Annotated in this window: 14 protein-coding genes; 9 read left to right on the top strand and 5 right to left on the bottom strand. The window is 70.8% G+C overall.

Annotation, left to right across the window (positions count from 1 at the left end; all coding sequences use genetic code 11):
• The first annotated feature begins 316 nt into the window (after positions 1–316).
• From ACLQ2O_RS08100 to ACLQ2O_RS08085, 4 genes are read left to right on the top strand one after another with little or no spacing between them, the layout of a single operon-like run.
• Positions 317–1,072: an ABC transporter ATP-binding protein gene (locus ACLQ2O_RS08100; RefSeq protein ID WP_425828796.1), complete on the top strand. Its 756-nt coding sequence runs from the start codon at positions 317–319 to the stop codon at positions 1,070–1,072.
• Positions 1,069–3,546, top strand: a complete 2,478-nt coding sequence (locus tag ACLQ2O_RS08095) for an FtsX-like permease family protein (RefSeq protein ID WP_425828794.1) — start codon at positions 1,069–1,071, stop codon at positions 3,544–3,546. Before ACLQ2O_RS08100 ends, ACLQ2O_RS08095 begins: the two co-directional genes overlap by 4 nt.
• A gap of 19 nt (positions 3,547–3,565) precedes the next feature.
• Positions 3,566–4,804, top strand: a complete 1,239-nt coding sequence (locus tag ACLQ2O_RS08090; RefSeq protein WP_425829101.1) for a sensor histidine kinase — start codon at positions 3,566–3,568, stop codon at positions 4,802–4,804.
• The gene (locus tag ACLQ2O_RS08085; protein ID WP_425828792.1) at positions 4,792–5,436 is read left to right on the top strand and encodes a response regulator transcription factor; all 645 of its coding nucleotides are present in this window, start codon (positions 4,792–4,794) and stop codon (positions 5,434–5,436) included. The genes ACLQ2O_RS08090 and ACLQ2O_RS08085 overlap by 13 nt, the downstream gene beginning before the upstream one ends.
• On the opposite strand, the gene ACLQ2O_RS08080 is transcribed toward ACLQ2O_RS08085, so the two are convergent.
• From ACLQ2O_RS08080 to ACLQ2O_RS08065, 4 genes are read right to left on the bottom strand one after another with little or no spacing between them, the layout of a single operon-like run.
• The gene (locus ACLQ2O_RS08080) at positions 5,433–6,620 is read right to left on the bottom strand and encodes an MFS transporter (RefSeq protein WP_425828790.1); all 1,188 of its coding nucleotides are present in this window, start codon (positions 6,618–6,620) and stop codon (positions 5,433–5,435) included. The two genes, ACLQ2O_RS08085 and ACLQ2O_RS08080, sit on opposite strands and share 4 nt — an antisense overlap.
• A 52-nt stretch (positions 6,621–6,672) precedes the next feature.
• The gene (locus tag ACLQ2O_RS08075; protein WP_184798828.1) at positions 6,673–7,077 is read right to left on the bottom strand and encodes a RidA family protein; all 405 of its coding nucleotides are present in this window, start codon (positions 7,075–7,077) and stop codon (positions 6,673–6,675) included.
• A gap of 15 nt (positions 7,078–7,092) precedes the next feature.
• Positions 7,093–7,827 carry an IclR family transcriptional regulator gene (locus ACLQ2O_RS08070; RefSeq protein ID WP_425828787.1) on the bottom strand — a complete coding sequence of 245 codons (735 nt, stop codon included), beginning with the start codon at positions 7,825–7,827 and terminating at the stop codon, positions 7,093–7,095.
• On the bottom strand, positions 7,824–8,819 hold the full coding sequence (locus ACLQ2O_RS08065; protein ID WP_425828785.1) for a sugar kinase: 996 nt from the start codon (positions 8,817–8,819) through the stop codon (positions 7,824–7,826). Before ACLQ2O_RS08065 ends, ACLQ2O_RS08070 begins: the two co-directional genes overlap by 4 nt.
• A gap of 124 nt (positions 8,820–8,943) precedes the next feature.
• Here ACLQ2O_RS08065 and ACLQ2O_RS08060 point away from each other — a divergent pair, with 124 nt between their 5' ends.
• The 4 genes from ACLQ2O_RS08060 (at position 8,944) to ACLQ2O_RS08045 (ending at position 14,036) form a co-directional block, all read left to right on the top strand.
• The gene (locus ACLQ2O_RS08060) at positions 8,944–10,257 is read left to right on the top strand and encodes an amino acid deaminase (RefSeq protein WP_425828783.1); all 1,314 of its coding nucleotides are present in this window, start codon (positions 8,944–8,946) and stop codon (positions 10,255–10,257) included.
• Complete coding sequence (locus tag ACLQ2O_RS08055; protein WP_425828781.1) at positions 10,257–11,840, top strand: N-acyl-D-amino-acid deacylase family protein; 1,584 nt, start codon at positions 10,257–10,259, stop codon at positions 11,838–11,840. Before ACLQ2O_RS08060 ends, ACLQ2O_RS08055 begins: the two co-directional genes overlap by 1 nt.
• 95 nt (positions 11,841–11,935) lie before the next feature.
• Complete coding sequence (locus ACLQ2O_RS08050) at positions 11,936–12,565, top strand: bifunctional 4-hydroxy-2-oxoglutarate aldolase/2-dehydro-3-deoxy-phosphogluconate aldolase (RefSeq protein WP_425828779.1); 630 nt, start codon at positions 11,936–11,938, stop codon at positions 12,563–12,565.
• 82 nt (positions 12,566–12,647) lie between these two features.
• Positions 12,648–14,036: a GntP family permease gene (locus ACLQ2O_RS08045; RefSeq protein ID WP_425828777.1), complete on the top strand. Its 1,389-nt coding sequence runs from the start codon at positions 12,648–12,650 to the stop codon at positions 14,034–14,036.
• On the opposite strand, the gene ACLQ2O_RS08040 is transcribed toward ACLQ2O_RS08045, so the two are convergent.
• Positions 14,029–15,150, bottom strand: coding sequence for a hypothetical protein (locus ACLQ2O_RS08040; protein ID WP_425828775.1), 1,122 nt, complete (start codon positions 15,148–15,150; stop codon positions 14,029–14,031). The two genes, ACLQ2O_RS08045 and ACLQ2O_RS08040, sit on opposite strands and share 8 nt — an antisense overlap.
• Before the next feature lie 288 nt (positions 15,151–15,438).
• Here ACLQ2O_RS08040 and ACLQ2O_RS08035 point away from each other — a divergent pair, with 288 nt between their 5' ends.
• Complete coding sequence (locus tag ACLQ2O_RS08035; RefSeq protein WP_425828773.1) at positions 15,439–16,494, top strand: alpha-hydroxy acid oxidase; 1,056 nt, start codon at positions 15,439–15,441, stop codon at positions 16,492–16,494.
• Positions 16,495–16,684: the final 190 nt, after the last annotated feature.

Raw genomic sequence — 16,684 nt, 5'->3', positions numbered from 1 at the left:
GGGTCTCCTTCCGCTCTGTCTTCCGACAGAGTTGGACTTGTCTGCCACACCGCCGACCCACAAAACGAAAACGCCCTTGCGCAGGCGCAAGGGCGTGAACAAACAAAGCTGTCACTTCCAAGTCAACCTGCGCGGGCCGCCCACCTTCGTGGGACCTTCAACTGCTCGAGAGCAGTAACCAGCGGTCTTCGGCAATCACAGAGTAACCGTCGTCCTCGCCTGAACCAAATTGGTTCTAGGGGTAGGGCTGTCCCTACCTCCAAGTGCCAGGGTCGCACGGTGGGCCGGAAGAGCCTGCTCGCGAAGGATCGTGACCATGATCCTGACGCGCAGTTCCAGCAGCACGCGGACCACCGACGTGGTCGCGCTCGAGGCGGTTTCGAAGGTGTACCCGGGCCGGACCGGGGTCCGGGCGCTCGACGAGGTGTCGGTCGCGTTCGGGCGCGGGTCGTTCACCGCGGTGATGGGCCCGTCGGGGTCGGGCAAGTCGACGCTGCTGCACTGCGCGGCCGGCCTGGACCGCCCGACCAGCGGCACGGTCCTGCTGGCCGGGCAGGACGTCGGCGCCCTGAAGGAGCCGAAGCTGACCACCGTACGGCGCAAGCACGTCGGCTTCGTGTTCCAGTCGTTCAACCTGGTCGACGCCCTGACGGTCTGGGACAACGTCCTGCTGCCGCAGCGGTTCGCCGGTATCCGCCCGGACCGCGCGTGGGCCGAGGAGGTGCTCGATCGGGTCGGCCTGACCGGCCGTGAGGATGCTCGCCCGGGTCAGCTGTCCGGTGGTCAGCAGCAGCGGGTCGCCCTCGCCCGAGCGCTGGCCGCTCGGCCCGAGGTGATCTTCGGCGACGAACCGACCGGTGCGCTGGACCTGTCGACCGGCCGCGAGGTGCTCGGCCTGCTGCGCCGGTTCGTCGACGAGTTCGGCTCGACGATCGTCATGGTCACGCACGACCCGGCCGCCGCCGCGTGGGCCGACCGCGTGGTCTTCCTGGCGGACGGCCGGCTCGCCGGCGACCTGATCGACCCGACCGCCGAGCTCGTAGCGGCCCGCATGATGGAGCTGACCAAGTGAACACCCGTCTGGCCGCCGCCACCCTGCGGCACCGCATCGGCGCCTTCGCCGGAACCTTCCTTACTTCCCTTCTCGCCATCACCCTGCTGGCCGGCAGCGGCCTCCTGCTCTTCTCCGTTCTGACCGCCGGCACCGAGACGAGCCGCTTCGGTGCAGCCGACGCGGTGATCGCCGGGGATCGTGCGGTGACGCTCAGCACGGAGAAGAACAAGGGCGACAGGGTCAAGGTGAAGACCAAGAGCGAGCAGCTCACCGGAGCAGCCGCGCTGCCTGCTGGGCTCGCCGGCACCGTCGCGAACGTCCCGGGCGTTGCTCACGCCGTACCGGACACTGCGTTCCCGGTGGCACTGGAGGCGGACGGCCGGGCGCTGCAGGCGCCGGAGCGTGCGTCCGTCATGGCTCACGGCTGGCAGTCCGCCCAGCTCGCGCCCTTCAATCTCACCACCGGTACGGCGCCCCGCCCGGGCGAGGTCGTGCTCGAAGGCGCGCTCACGGACGGGATCGCACTCGGTCAGACCATTCGGCTCACCAGCAAGACCGGCACGCACGACCTGCGACTGGTCGGCGTCGTCGCGCCGGCGGAAAAGGTCCCGGGACAGGCCGGGGTCTTCGTGAACGACCAGTCGGTCCAGCAGCTGTCCGGACTGGCCGGGCCGACCGCGGTCGCCGTACTGGCTGAGCCTGGTGCGACTCCTGCGCTCGAGAAGGCGGCGGCCGGCTTCACCGTGTACAGCGGCGAGGACAAGGCGCGGGCGGACCTGCCCGGTGCGGTGCCGGACTACATCAGTGCGATCTCGATCTTCGGGTTCGTGCTGGGCATCACCGGTTTCACCGCGGTGTTCGTGCTGACCGGGACGATCTCGCTCGCGGTCCGCCAGCGGCTGCGGGAACTGGCGCTGCTCCGGACGATCGGCGCCACTCCTCGCCAGCTCCGCCGGATGCTCGGGCTGGAGAACGGGCTCGTCACGCTGCTGGCCGCCGTACCGGCGCTGCCGCTCGGGCTCGTGGCCGCCAACCTGATCGCGGGCCGGATGCGTGACCTGGGTGCGGTGCCGGCCCAGTTCACGGTCAGCCTGAACCCGATCGTGCTGATCGTCGCGGCCGTGCTGGGGCTGGTCGTGTCGCAGGTGGCGACGCTCGTGGCCGCGCGCCGTACGGTCAAGATCGCTCCGACGCAGGCACTGCAGGAGACGGTGACCGAGGCCAGGGGCGGCTCGGTCGTCCGGGTGATCGCGGCCGCCGTACTGGCTGGTGGCGCGGCGGCGGTGCTCGTGCTGGTACCGATGGGCGGCGCGTTCGGGATGGGGATGGGGTTCGTCAGCGCCTCGCTGCTGCTCTGTGCGGCGGCCGCGCTCGGGCCGGTCCTGGTGCGTGCGCTGACCGCGGTGGTGTCCCGGCTGGTCGGACTGACCGGGGTCACCGGCCGGGTGGCCGCGTCGATGAGCCGGGCGGAGATCCGCCGGATCGCCGGAGTGGCGATCCCGCTGACGCTGATGTTCGCCATCAACGCCACGATGCTGCTGAACGGCGACATCCTGACCAAGGTCACCGCCGACCAGCAGGCCGACCGGACCTCGGCGACGACCGCCCGGGTGACCAACCTGCCGCTCGGTGTCGCCAACCAGGTGTCCGCGCTGCCGCAGGTGACCGGCTCGGCGGCGACCGTCCCGACCCGGGTCGTCCTGAACGAGGGCGGCAAGCCGGAGGACCACCCGGCGCAGGGCCTGCGGCAGACGGGTGAGCAGAGCGTGCTCGACCTGGCCGTCGTCTCCGGGAAGCTCACGAACCTGAAGGCGAACACGCTGGCCGCGAGCCGTCCGGTCGCGGACCAGCGGGGCTGGAAGGTGGGCGACAAGACCGAGGCCTGGATGGCCGACGGCACCCACAAGTCCCTGACCGTGGTGGCGATCTACGACAACTGGCGCGGCTTCGGCGAACTGGTGCTGCCCGCCGAGCTCGTCGCCCAGCACGATCCGCGCGGCCTGGTCGGCACGCTCTACCTGGCCGGTACGCCGGACCTCGCCAAGGCGATCACCGCAACGGGGCTCACCGTCGTCGGCGGTACGGCGAACGAGCCGGCCGACGCGAGCAACCAGCAGGCCGCGTGGGAACTGATGGTCCTGATCTCCCTGGGGTTCACCGCCATCGCCGTGGCCAACACCTTCGCGCTGTCGACCAGCGCCCGGCGGCGGGAGTTCGCGGGCCTGCGCCTGACCGGGGCGACCGCGCCCCAGCTGCACCGGATGCTCGGCCGCGAGGCGGCGATCACCGTGGCGGTCGCGCTGCTGATCGGTTGCCTGATCACCGGGATCGTGGTCGGCGCGTTCAGCATCGCGCAGGACGGTCAGTGGCGCCTGTTCGCCGAACCCGCCCGGTACTTCGGCCTGCTGGCCGGCGTCGGCGCCCTCGGAGTGGTGACCGCCGCGATCCCCGCGCGACTGGTCGTCCGCCGCAAGTCGTTGCCGAACCTGTGAGGAAGCTAGGTTGAGCGCCGTGCTTCGTCGTACGGCCCGCGGTCTGGCCTACCTGCTGCCGAGCGTGCTGCTGGGACCCGTCGCCTTCTTCTGGGCCCTGGCCGGCACGCTGGTCAGCGCGTTGCTGTCGATCACCTACCTCGGGCCGCCGGTCTTCCTCCCGATCACCTGGCTCACCCGGCTGATCGCCGGCCTGGAACGCCGCCGGGCCGGGTGGTTGCTCGGGGCACGGATCGAGTCGCCGTACGAGACGGTCGGCGCGCGGAACCCGTGGACCCGTGGGCGGGCGATCGCCCGGCAGGCGGCCACCTGGCGCGACCTGAGCTGGCTGGTGCTGATGTTCCCGCTCGGGGCCGGGATCGGGTTCGTCGGCAGCCTGGTGGCGGTGATCACGACGGCGACGGTCCTCGCCCCGGTGTGGCTGTGGTCCGTGCCGAACCCGAACCTCCCGCCGGTGCCGTACTGGCTGTTCAACTCGGTACCGGGGCGCTTCGTCCTGACGGTGATCGGGTTGCTGCTGGCCCCGGTGGCGGCCTGGCTGGTCCGCCGGTTGTCGATGCTGCAGGCAACGATCGCCGGGCGGCTGCTCGGTCCTGGTCCCCGGCAGCGCCTCGAGGACCGGGCGACCGAGCTCGCGAACACCCGGCGCCGGGTGATCGACGCCCAGGCCGCCGAGCTGCAGCGGATCGAGCGTGACCTGCACGACGGCGCCCAGGCCCGGATCGTGGCCGCCGGGATGACGCTCGCGCTGACCGACCGCCGGCTGCGACTGGCCGGCCTGGAGGACGAGGATCCCGCACGTGCGGGCGTCCAGACCGCTCGGCGTCAGCTCGACGACGCATTGGAGGAGCTGCGCCGGCTGGTCCGCGGGATCTACCCGCCGATCCTCACCGACCGCGGGCTCTCCGCCGCGCTGACCGCGCTCGCGGGTGACGCACCGATCCCGGTGCTGATCCGCGCCGACGAGACCGGCAAGGTGCCGCCTGCCGTGGAGTCGGCGGCGTACTTCGTGGTCGCCGAGGCCCTGGCCAACGCGACCAAGCACAGCGAAGCCACCGAGTGCAGCGTCGTCGTACTGCGGACCGAGGACGCGCTGTCGGTCGAGGTCCGCGACGACGGCCGCGGCGGCGCCGACCCGGCCGGATCGGGCCTGGACGGCCTGCGCCGACGGGTCGAAGCACTCGACGGCACCATGATCGTCACCAGCCCGCCCGGCGGCCCGACCGTCCTACTCACGGAGTTCCCATGCGCATCGTGATCGCGGAAGACCTGCTGCTGCTCCGGGACGGCCTGGTCCGGATGCTCACCGACACCGGCCACACCGTCGTCGCGGCGGTCGACAACGCCCCCGACCTGGAGAAGGCGGTCGAGCAGCACCAGCCCGACCTGTCCATCGTCGACGTCCGGCTCCCACCCGGCTTCCGCGACGAGGGTCTGCGGGCCGCCCTCGCGATCCGCGCCCGCACGCCGACCGCCCCGGTACTGATCCTTTCCCAGTACGTCGAACGCGTGTACGCCGCCGAGTTGCTCGCCGACGGCCGGGGCGCGGTCGGCTACCTGCTCAAGGACCGGGTCACGGCGCTGGACGAGTTCCTCGACGTGATCGACCGCGTCGCCGCCGGCGGGACCGCGATGGACCCGGAGGTGATCCGCCAGCTGTTCGCCCGCAACAACCGCGACCAGGGCATCGGCACGCTGACCTCGCGCGAACGCGAGGTCCTGGCGCTGGTCGCCCAGGGCCTGTCGAACTCGGCGATCTGCGCCCAGCTGGTGCTCGCCCCGCCGTCGGTCGAGAAGCACATCACCAACATCCTCACCAAGCTCGACCTGCCGCCGGCCGACGAGTCACACCGGCGGGTGCGCGCTGTGCTGGCTTATCTCAACCACTAACCGGATCTGGCGTTGTGAGGTGGGATCCAGCGTTTCATCGCCAGCGCCGCCGCCCAGCCGGTCAGGCCCATCACCACGATCGCCGGAGCCAGCGCGCTGATCGCGGTGACGGCCGACAGCAGGAACGGACCGGCGGCGCTCCCGGAGTCCGCGAACAACCGGAACGCCCCGAGGAACTGTGCCCTGCCGACCGGCGGCGAGGCGTCCGCGCCCAGCGTCATGATCACCCCGGCGCCGAGCCCGTTGCCGACGCCCATCACCAGCGCGACGGCGGTCAGCGCGCCCGCGGAGTGCGTCAACGGCAGCAGCAGGTGCGCCAGGCCGAGCACGGTCATCGACGGTACGGCGACCCACTTGCGCCCGAACCGGTCCATCACCGAGCCGGCCGGGTAGAACAGCAACATGTCGACGGCGCCGGAGACGCCGAAGATCAGGCTGGTCGTCTGCGGATCCAGCCCGATGTGCTCGGCCCAGAGCGGGATCACCACCTGCCGCGACGCCCGGACCGCTCCGACGAGCAGCGCACCGACGCCGAGCGTCCGCAGTACGGGCAAGTGCTCGCGGATCACGGCCCGGGTGGACTGCATGACGACCGGCCGGGCCAGGCGGTTGCGGCGTACGGACTCGATGTCGGGAAGGCTCAGCAGTACGACGCACGCCAGCGCGGCGGCGACGAGGTGGACCCAGTAGGCGCCGTCGGTGCCGAGGAAGCGCATCACGAACGCGCCGAGGAACGGACCGATGAACGAGCCGATCCGCTGGACGCCGCCCAGCGTCGACAGGGCCCGGGCGCGCAGCTCCAGCGGGACGGCTTCGCTCAGGTAGGCCTGGCGGGCGAGCCCCCAGACCGAGCCGGCCAGACCGGTCGCACCGATCGCGAGCGCGAGGCCCAGGACGTTCGGTACGACGAGGCACGCGACGAGCGCGAAGGAGACCAGCACGGTCGCGAGCAGCATCGCGCGGCGCTCGCCGACCTTGGTGGTCAGCGTGCCGGCGGGGATGTCGCCGATCACCTGGCCGACACCGGCCGCCGCGACGACCAGGCCGGCGACCGCGAACGACGCACCCAGGTCCCGCGCCGACAGAGCGACAACGGGAGCGATCGCCCCCTGGCCGATGCCGTACAGCAGGGCCGGCAGGTAGACCGAGGGGGCGATCTTCCAGAGACTGACGGGAGCTGCCATCCCGCTTATCGTCCCACCTTCAACCAGGTGGCTTCGCGGCGGGACTACGTATTCAGGACAGGACGGCCAGGGCGTCGATCTCGACCAGCATCTGCTCCAGCGGCAGGCCGGTGAAGACGGTGGTGCGCGACGGCAGCACGCCGCTCGGGGTGCGCTCGCCGACGAACTCGGCGTACGCCTCGTTCATCGGGACGAACAGGTCGCGGGACGTCAGGTAGACGCGCAGCATCACGACGTCGTCGATGCTCGCGCCGCCGGCCTTCAGGATCGCCTCGATGTTCTGCAGCACGCGGGTGGTCTGCGCCTTCACGTCGCCCTCGTGGACGAACGCACCGGTCGCCGGGTCGACCGACCCCTGGCCGGACACCTGCAGGATGTTGCCCTTGCGCACCCCCTGGGAGAACACGGGCATCGGGGCGGGCGCGTCGGTGGTGGAGACGACGGTCTTGTCGGACATCAGGTGAAGGCCTTTCTAGTGGTAGTCGGCGCCGATGGCGGCCGTGGTCGCGAGCAGGTCGGGCAGGAGCTCCAGGACCTGTTCGTAGTTGAGCAGCACGTCCGGCGCCGAGACCGAGACCGCGCCGACGACCCGGCCGGAGCGTTCGGTGATCGGGGCGCCGATGCAGTTGATGAAGGACTCGTGCTCGGCCCGGTCGTGCGCCCAGCCCTGGGCCCGGACCTTGTCCAGCTCGTCGCGCAGCTGGTCCGGCCCGGTGATCGTGTTCGGCGTGAACGGGTGGTACTCGATCGTCGCGAGCAACGCCTCCCGCTGCCGCTTCGGCTGCGCCGCGAGCAGCACCTTGCCGACCGCGGTGCAGTGCAGCGCCGCCGGGACGCCGATCTGGGAGTACATCCGGACCGACTGCACGCTGTCGAGCTTGTCGATGTAGATGACCTGCCCGTTCTCGTACGCCGCCAGGTGCACGGTCTGGCCGGTCCGCTGGTTCAGCTTGCGCAGGTGCGGCGCGGCGACGTCCCGTACGACGTGCTGCTCGCGGGACGCGTCGGCCAGCGAGAACAGCCGGGAGCCGAGGCGGTAGCGGTGCGCTTCGTCACGGCGTACGAAACGCTCGGTCTCCATCGTGCGCAGCAGACGGAGCACGGTCGTCTTGTGCACGTCGAGCTCGGTCGCCAGCTGGTCGAGCGAGCGGTCGCCCTCACCGAGACTGACCAGGATCTGCAGGGCGCGGCCCAGACTCTGACTCACACGGTCACCCCCATCGGGCCGACCCTTGCCTCGGCCCATTCCTCGGCCGGGCACTGCAGCAACGCCTGCCGGAGGGAGGCTTCCGGCGGCTCGGCGTGGTCGTTCGGGACGGTGAGGACGGCCGCGGCGCTCAGATGGCCGGAGCGCAGCCGCTGCTCCATCGGCAGGCCTTGCAGCGTCGCTGCGAGGAAGCCAGCAGCGAAGGCATCGCCTGCGCCGACGGGCTCGACGACGTCGACCTTGAGCGCGGGGACTTCCGTACGGCGTTCATCTGCTTCCAACGCGAGCGCAACGTGGGCATCCGACTTCACCACAATGGTTGCCCTAGGCCCTAATAGTTCGCGCAGCTCGCCGGGGTCACTGGTTCCGGCGAACAGCATCGCCTCGTCCGCACCGATCAGTACGACGTCTGCCGCGCGCAGGAGACGCCAGAGCGGCGCGGGGTCCTTGTCCCGCCAGAGCGCGGGTCGCCAGTTGAGATCGACGCTCAGCAGGAAACCGAGGGTGTTCTTGAGCGCCGCGAGCCGGTCGAGCATGCCCGCGGTCTGCTCGGACAGCGCGGCCGTGATCCCCGTCGTGTGGACCAACTCGGCGCCAACCAGCCGGTTGCGCACCGCGGGCCGATCCAGGAAGCCGGCATCCATCACCGACGCCGCCGAACCGGACCGGTAGTAGTGCATCCGGGTGCGCCCGCCGAGCGTGTGCTTCACGTACAAGCCGGTCGGCCTGTCTGGATCGTCTTCCACGCCGCCGACCTCGACGCCTCGATCGCGCAGGTCCTGCAGCACGTGCCGGCCGAAACCGTCAGCTCCGAGGCGCGAGATCCAGCCGGTCGGGATGCCGAGCGCGGCCAGTCCGCCGGCGACGTTGCACTCGGCGCCGCCGACCGAACGACGGAACGTCTCGACATCCTCCAGCGGGGCACCGGTGTCGGCGGCGAGCATGATCATCGCCTCACCGAGGCAGACCGCGCGGGGCACCAGGTCGACCATCGGGTGTCCTCTCTCGCAGTCCGTTGACGGGAGTTCTGGCGCGATGCTACAACCGAGTGGTCAGAATGCGCAACGGTCGTTGCGTACCTTGCAATCCTCACCGAGCTCCTGGAGGAACCAGCCGATGTCAGCTTCCTACGACGCAGCCGCGGTCGCAGCCCTGGCGGACCAGCCGGTGAGTTGGCAGGACAAGGCGCTGCCCCCGGCATGGTGGGGCCGGACCGTCCGCGAGATCCTCGCCGACCGGCCGCGGCTGTCCCAGCTGCCAACCCCGCTGCTGACGCTGTCCGGTCCCGGGATGGAGCACAACCTCGGGACGCTGTCCCGCTGGTGCACCGAGCACGGCGTCGAGCTGGCGCCGCACGGCAAGACCACCATGGCCCCCGCGCTCTGGGCCGCGCAGCTCGACGCCGGCGCGTGGGCGATCACGCTCGCCAACGCGTTCCAGCTCGGGGTCGCCCGGGCTTTCGGCGTACGGCGGGTGATGGTCGCCAACGCGGTGATCTCCCCGCTGCAGCTCCGCTGGATCGCCGACCAGCTCGCCGCGGACCCGTCGTTCGAGGTCCTCGTCTGGGCCGACTCCGTGCAGACCGTCGAGCAGATGGAGGCCGCACGGTCCGCGCACGTCGGCGCGGACGCGCGGCCGCTCGACGTACTGGTGGAGATGGGTGGTTCGCACGGCCGTACTGGTGCCCGGGACGCTGAAACCGCCCGCGCTGTAGGTGAGGCCGTCGCCGCTTCCTCCACCCTTCGCCTCGCCGGAGTCGCCGGCTACGAAGGCGCCATCGCCCACGGCGCCGACGAGGCCGGCCTCGAACACGTCCGCGCGTACCTGCAGACGCTCGCCGATGTCCACACCCAGCTGGCTGATGTGTATCCGGACGACATCACACCGGTGGTCTCCGCCGGCGGCAGCGCCTACTTCGAACAGGTTGCCAAGGTCCTGGGCCCGCTCTCGTCGTCCGGCGCCCGAGTGGTGTTGCGTTCCGGCGCCTACATCGCCCACGACGACGGCTACTACCGCCAGATCTCCCCCCTCGGCTCGGCCCCCCGCACCGACGGCGACCGCCTGGTCCCGTCCATGCACGGCTGGGTCCGCATCACCTCCCAGCCCGAACCAGGCCTAGCCATCTTCGACGCCGGCAAACGAGACCTCCCCTTCGACGAGGGCCTGCCCGAGCCCCAGCTCCTCCGCCCCCGCGTCGCGTCGGATGCGCCCACCCCGTTGAAGGGCCTGACCGTCACCAAGCTCAACGACCAGCACGGCTTCCTCCACTTCCCCGAGACCGGCGAGCCCCCGGTCGTCATCGGCGACGAGCTCAGAGTCGGTCTCTCCCACCCCTGCACCGCCTTCGACAAATGGGGCCTCATCCCGGTCCTGGACGACCCGGACGCGGCGGACCCGGTAGTGGTCGACCTGGTGAGGACGTTCTTCTGATGCTGCAGATCACCAACGCCACAGTCCTGGACGGCACCGGCGCCCCGGCGTACCAGTCGGACGTCACCATCGACGACGGCCGCATCACCGTCATCGGAACAGCAGCACCCACTGAAAAAACCATTGATGCTTCCGGGCTCGTACTCTCCCCCGGCTTCATCGACATGCATGCGCACTCCGACCTCCAGATCCTCGCCAACCCCGACCACACCGCAAAGGTCAGTCAGGGCGTCACCTTGGAGGTCCTCGGGCAGGACGGCCTCTCGTTCGCTCCCATCGACGACCCCACCCGAGCGGCCGTACGCCGGCAGATCGCCGGGTGGAACGGCGAGCCCGACGACTTCGACTTCTCGTGGGACTCCGTCGAGGGCTACCTCGCGCGCCTCGACCAGGGGATCGCCTGCAACGCGGCGTACCTGGTCCCCCAAGGCACCCTGCGCATGATGGTCGTCGGCACCGAGAACCGCCCGGCCACACCCGCCGAGCTCGACGAGATGAAGCGGCTGCTCGCCGAAGGACTGCAGCAAGGCGCGCTGGGCATGAGCAGCGGGCTCACCTACACCCCCGGCATGTTCGCCACGACCGACGAGCTGGTCGAGCTGTGCACGATCGTCGCCGAGTACGGCGGCTACTACAGCCCGCACCAGCGCTCGTACGGAAAGAACGCCCTCGACGCGTACGGCGAGATGATCGACGTCGCGCAGCGCTCCGGCTGCGCCCTGCACCTCACCCACGCCACGATGAACTTCGAACCCAACCGCGGCCGCGGCGTCGACCTCCTGCAGATGATCGACGACGGCCTGGCGCAGGGCGTCGACATCACCACCGACACCTACCCGTACTTGCCCGGGGCAACAACTCTTGCCGCGATCCTCCCGAGCTGGACCTCCGCGGGCGGCCCGGACGCGCTGCTCGCCCGCCTCCAGGACCCGCAGGACCGCGAACGGATCACCCACGAGCTGGAGGAGATCGGCACCGACGGCTGCCACGGCTGCGTCACCGACTGGAACACCATCGAGATCGGCGGCGTGAAGAACCCGGCCCTCTCCGGCGCCGTCGGCAACACCGTCGCCGAGATCGCCGCGGGCCTCGGCAAGACCCCGTCCTGGGTCTTCTTCGACCTGCTGGTCCGCGACAACCTCGCCACCACGATCCTGCAGCACGTCGGCCACGAGGAGAACGTGCGCGCGATCATGCAGCACCCGACGCACACGGGCGGCTCGGACGCGATCCTCGTCGGCGGCAAACCACACCCACGCGCCTGGGGCACCTTCCCGCGCTACCTCGCCCACTACGTCCGCGAGCTCGGCGTCCTCGAGCTCGCCGACTGCGTCCACCACCTCACCGGCCGCCCGGCCCGCCGCCTCGGCCTCACCGACCGAGGCCTGATCCGCGAGGGCTACCACGCCGACCTGGTCCTGTTCGACCCCGCAACGGTCAAGGACACCGCGACCTTCGCCAATCCCCGCCAACAGGCCGAAGGCATCCCCTGGGTCCTCGTCGGCGGCGTACCGGTGATCGAGAACGGCGTCCGGACGGACGCCCTCCCCGGCCGAGCCATCCGCCGCGCCCCCACCCCCTGACCGACCCCGCCCCCACGCCTCTCCGCTCGCACACCCCGCCTCTCCTCCTGACCCACCCCAAGCCCCCCGACCCGCCCCCGCGAAAGGACCCACCCATGTCCACCCTCGACCTCCTCCGCGCCGACCGTGTGCTGAGCGTCGTCCGCGCCCCCGCGATCGGCGACGCCCGCGACCTCTGCTCGGCGCTGGTTGCCGGCGGCATCCACGTCATCGAGCTCACCTTCACCACCCCCGACCTCCCCAAGCACCTGGAACGCGCCGCCTCCGGCGACACCGGCGCGGTGGTCGGCGCCGGCACCGTCCAGACCGCCGCCCAGGCGAAGACCGCGGTCGACGCCGGCGCCAAGTTCCTCGTCACCCCCGGTCAAGGCCCGGAGGCCGCGGCGATCGTCGCGGCAGCCCACGACGCCGGCGTACCGATCGTCCTCGGTTCACTCACCCCCTCCGAGGTGATGACCGCCCTCGCACTGGGCGCCGACGCGGTGAAGATCTTCCCGGCGCACCAGTTCGGCCCGAAGTACCTGAAGGACCTCAACGGCCCGTTCCCCGGTGTCCCCCTGGTCCCGTCCGGCGGTGTCAACGCCGGCAACGCCAAGGCGTTCCTCGACGCCGGCGCGCTCGCGGTCAGCGCCGGCACCGACGTCGTCGCTCCCACCGATGTTGCCTCCGGCAACTGGTCCGACATCACCGCGAAGGCGAAGGCCTTCTGCTCCGCCCTCAACTGACACCGTACCGAGGCACCACCCGCACCACCCCGTACTGCGGTATGTCCCGACCGCAGTCCCTCCCCACCCCTCGGAGTCCCCCATGTCCGGAGCCGTCGACTGGCTGCACACCAGCACCCCCGGGTTGCTGCTGCTGTGCGTGGTAGCGATCGCGCTGCTGCTGTTCCTGATCATCAAGGTCAAGCTCGAACCGTTCATCTCGCTGCTCGCCACCAGTCTGTTCCTGGCGCTGGCGGCCGGCCTGAACGTCCGCACGATCGTCGGTACGGCGCTCAAGTCCAGCGACTCGCTGCTGGAGAAGGGGTTCGGCGGGATCCTCGGCCACATCGCCGTGATCATCGGTCTCGGCACGGTCCTCGGCGCGCTGCTCGAACGCTCCGGCGGCGCCGACGTCCTGAGCCGGCGCCTGCTGAAGTTGTTCGGGCCGAAGGGTACGCCGGTCGCGATGGGCCTGGTAGGCCTGATCTTCGGAATCCCCGTCTTCTTCGACATCGGCATCTTCGTTCTCGCCCCGCTCGTGTACGTCGCGGCGAAGCGCGGCGGCAAGTCACTCGTCCTCTACGCGCTCCCAGTGCTCGCCGGCCTCTCGATGACGCATGCCTTTCTCCCGCCGCACCCCGGCCCGACCGCGGTCGCCGGGTTGCTGCACGTCGACATGGGCTGGCTGATCATCATCGGTCTCGCCTGCGGCCTGCCCGCGTTCGCCGTCGCCGGTGTGCTCTGGCCGCTCTACATCGCGCCGCGCGTCCCGGTCAGCGTTCCCGCCGACTACGTGGTCGAGGAAGAGGAGTCCCGGCCCGAGCCGTCCCTGGCTCTGGTGATGAGCGTGATCCTGCTCCCGCTGGTCCTGATCCTCGGCGCCACCTTCGGCACGCTGATCCTCGACCCCGACCGCGACCTGCTCAGCGTCCTGACCTTCCTGGGCAACCCGGCCGTCGCGCTGCTGCTCGCCGTACTGCTCGCCTACTACCTGCTCGGCGTCCGCCGCGGCATGACGAACGCCGAGTTCAGCGAGCTGAGCAGCAACTCCCTCAAGCCGGTCGGCATGATCCTGCTCGTGGTCGGCGCCGGCGCCTTCTTCGGCGCGGTCATCTCGGCCACCGGGGTGGGAGCCGCGCTGGCCAAGAGCCTGTCCAGCGCGGGACTCCCCGTTCTCCTTCTGGCGTACGTGATCTCCTGCGGTCTTCGCATCGCGCAGGGTTCGGCGACGGTCGCCATCGTCACCACCGGCGGCATCGTCGGCCCGCTGCTCACCGCGGACGGCTACTCCCAGGCGCACCTGGCCCTGATCGCCGCCGCCATCTGCGCCGGTTCGATCATCCTCAGCCACGTCAACGACGGCGGCTTCTGGATCGTCGCCAAGTACTTCAACATGACCGTCAAGGAGACCCTGCTGACCTGGTCGGTCCTGGAAACCGTCTTGTCCCTGGTCGGCTTCGGCATGGCAGCGTTGCTCTGGGTCATCATCTGAGGTTGCTGATCAGCTCCAGGACCGGGCCTTCGTGCAGCGCGGAGTAAACCTGGTCCCGGAGCTGGTTCGCCTCGGCGTCGGTCAGCGTGTGGTCGACCGGCCGCAGGACCAGCCTGACCAGCACGTTCCGCTGGCCGGGCGCGATCTGGAGCCGGGTGCGAGCGGCCTCCGGCAGTTCGTCGTACGGCGTCTCGCTCAGCACCTCGACCGACTCGGCCGCGTCCGTCCCCAGGGCGTCCCGGACCCGATCACCGAGCAGCTCGGGCGACAGATCGGTGTCCGGGCCGACGACCACCGACAGGTCCCGGCGTACGGCGGGCATCGCCGAGACGGCCTTGTACGGCAGCAGATCCAGCATCTGCCCCGCCACCCGCGGATCCGTCGACCGCAGCAGCCGGATGTCCCGGATCCCCTTGCGCAGCATCATCAACCGGTCGAGCCCAGGCCCCATCGCGAGCCCGGTCCAGCGCTCGTCGAGCCCGGCCCGGCGTAGCACGGCGGGCGCGGCGACCCCGCACTCGCCGATCTCGATCCACTGGTCGTCGAGCAGCACGTCGATCTGCCGCCCGTGAATCGTGTACGGGTGGACGGCGGGCACGGTCCGGTAGGTCTGACCGGGCAGCACGATCGTGACGAGCCGCTCGATCATGTCCTCCAGCTCGGGCTCGCCCAGCACGACGTCGCGGCTGATCCGCCACAGGTCGAGCTGGTGCGGCGTCCCGGTGTGCTGCCAGTCGACCGAGTCGCGGCGGTAGCAGATCCCGGCGCAGATCATCAGCACGTCGGTCGACTCCGACGCGGCCAGCTCGCGCAGCGCCGGCGGGATCATCGCCGAGGTGTGGCTGCGCAGGACCTCACCGGGTGAGGCGTAGCGGGTGTAGCGAGCGTCCCGGGTGACCGCGTCGGCGGCGTACCCGAGGTTGTCGTAGTTGTCGGCGAGCGGGACGACCGGGTGGTCGCGCCGGATCCAGGTCTCGGTGTACGGCCAGGCCTGGCCGAGCGCCGTCCGGATCGAGTCGACGATCAGCTGGAGCGCGTGCGGCCCCTCGGCGGGATCGGCGAGGTCGCGCAGGGCGAGGGCAGCGTGCAGTTCAGAGGTGGTGAGGACAGCCATGGGAGTTTCTCCTGAGGTGAGCAGGTACGGGGGAAACGCACACCCCGACCGGCCGCGGTCACCTCAGGGAGAGAACGCAGCAGCGGCCCACCCCGTCGGCACCGCTGTGCCGGCCGGGGCGCGGAAATCGCTGCCCGTGCTGCTGCATGCCTCTACTTTACCGGGTTCGCGGTACCGAACGACAGGATGTCTCCGGATCCGGCCGGCAGCCGCACGCTCAGCAGCGTTATCCGTCGGCGCCATCGGCCGCACACCTCCTGTCGCGCGGCACCTGCGAGGATCGGGACCATGCGATGGATCGACACCTTGGAAGCGGCCGCGGCGGAGAAGCTGCCCGAGCCGGTGCACAGGTACTTCCGCCAGGGCTCGGCCGGTGGCGTGAGCGTCGGCGAAGCGGTCGACGCCTGGTCGTCGTACCGGTTCCGCCCGCGCGTACTGACCGACGTGTCCACGATCAGCACCCGTACGACGGTGCTCGGGACACCCGTCGCCGGGCCGGTCCTGGTCGCGCCGACCACGCTGCAGCGGCAGGCCGATCCCGACGGCGAGGCGGCGATGTCGGCCGGCGTCGCCGCGGCGGGGTCGGTGCTAGGGGTGTCGAGCAACGCGGGCAGGACCTTCGCGGAGATCGGTGCGGCCGGAGCGCCGTGGTGGCTGCAGATCTACGTGACGCGCAACCGCGACTACACCCGGCAGATGCTCGACGCGGCCGTGGCGGCGGGCGCGCGGGCCGTCGTACTGACTGCTGACACGCCGGTCGTCGGCCGCAAGGAGGACGACGGGCCGACCGTGTGGGACGTCGTCCAGCCAGGTCACCTGCGCGCGAACGTCGACGAGTCGGCGTACTCCGACGACGACCTCGCCAAGGCCGACGACCTCACTCCGGACGTGATCGAGTGGCTCGGCTCGATCACCGGCCTACCGGTCGTGGTGAAGGGCGTCCTGCGCGGCGACGACGCCCGCCGCTGCGTCGACGCGGGCGCGGCCGGCCTGATCGTCTCCAACCACGGCGGCCGCCAGCTGGACGGCGCGATCGCCACGGCCCACGCGCTGCCCGAGGTCGTCCAGGCCGTCGCCGGGACCGACGCCGAGGTGTACGTCGACGGCGGCATCCGCCGCGGCGAGCACGTCCTCACCGCCCTCGCCCTCGGCGCCCGCGCGGTCTTCGTCGGCCGCCCGGCCCTGTGGGCCCTCACCGTCGACAGCTCCCCCGGAGTCACCCGCCTCCTCACCGACCTGTACGCCGAACTCACCCACGCCCTCGCTCTAGTCGGTGTCCCCAGCCCGGACCAACTCACCCCCGACCTCATCACCCATCACCCCCACGGATCCCTCCCACTTTGAGTACCCCCCAGCCACCGATCCGCCCCGAACACGACTGACCGGTGCACAAGGCCGCACCCCACCCCGCCCCAACCCCACTTTGAGTACCCCCCAGCCACCGGAACGCGCCACAACCGGCTGAGCCGTACACAAGGCCGCGCTCCGCCCCCGCGCTCGACTCCGGCCCACCGTGAACACTTGTCAGCCCATA

Source organism: Kribbella sp. DT2 (assembly GCF_049844575.1).
In the GTDB taxonomy this organism is placed as follows: domain Bacteria; phylum Actinomycetota; class Actinomycetes; order Propionibacteriales; family Kribbellaceae; genus Kribbella.
The sequence above is the reverse complement of the archived record's forward strand: the minus strand, read 5'-3'. Positions and strand labels throughout refer to the sequence as shown.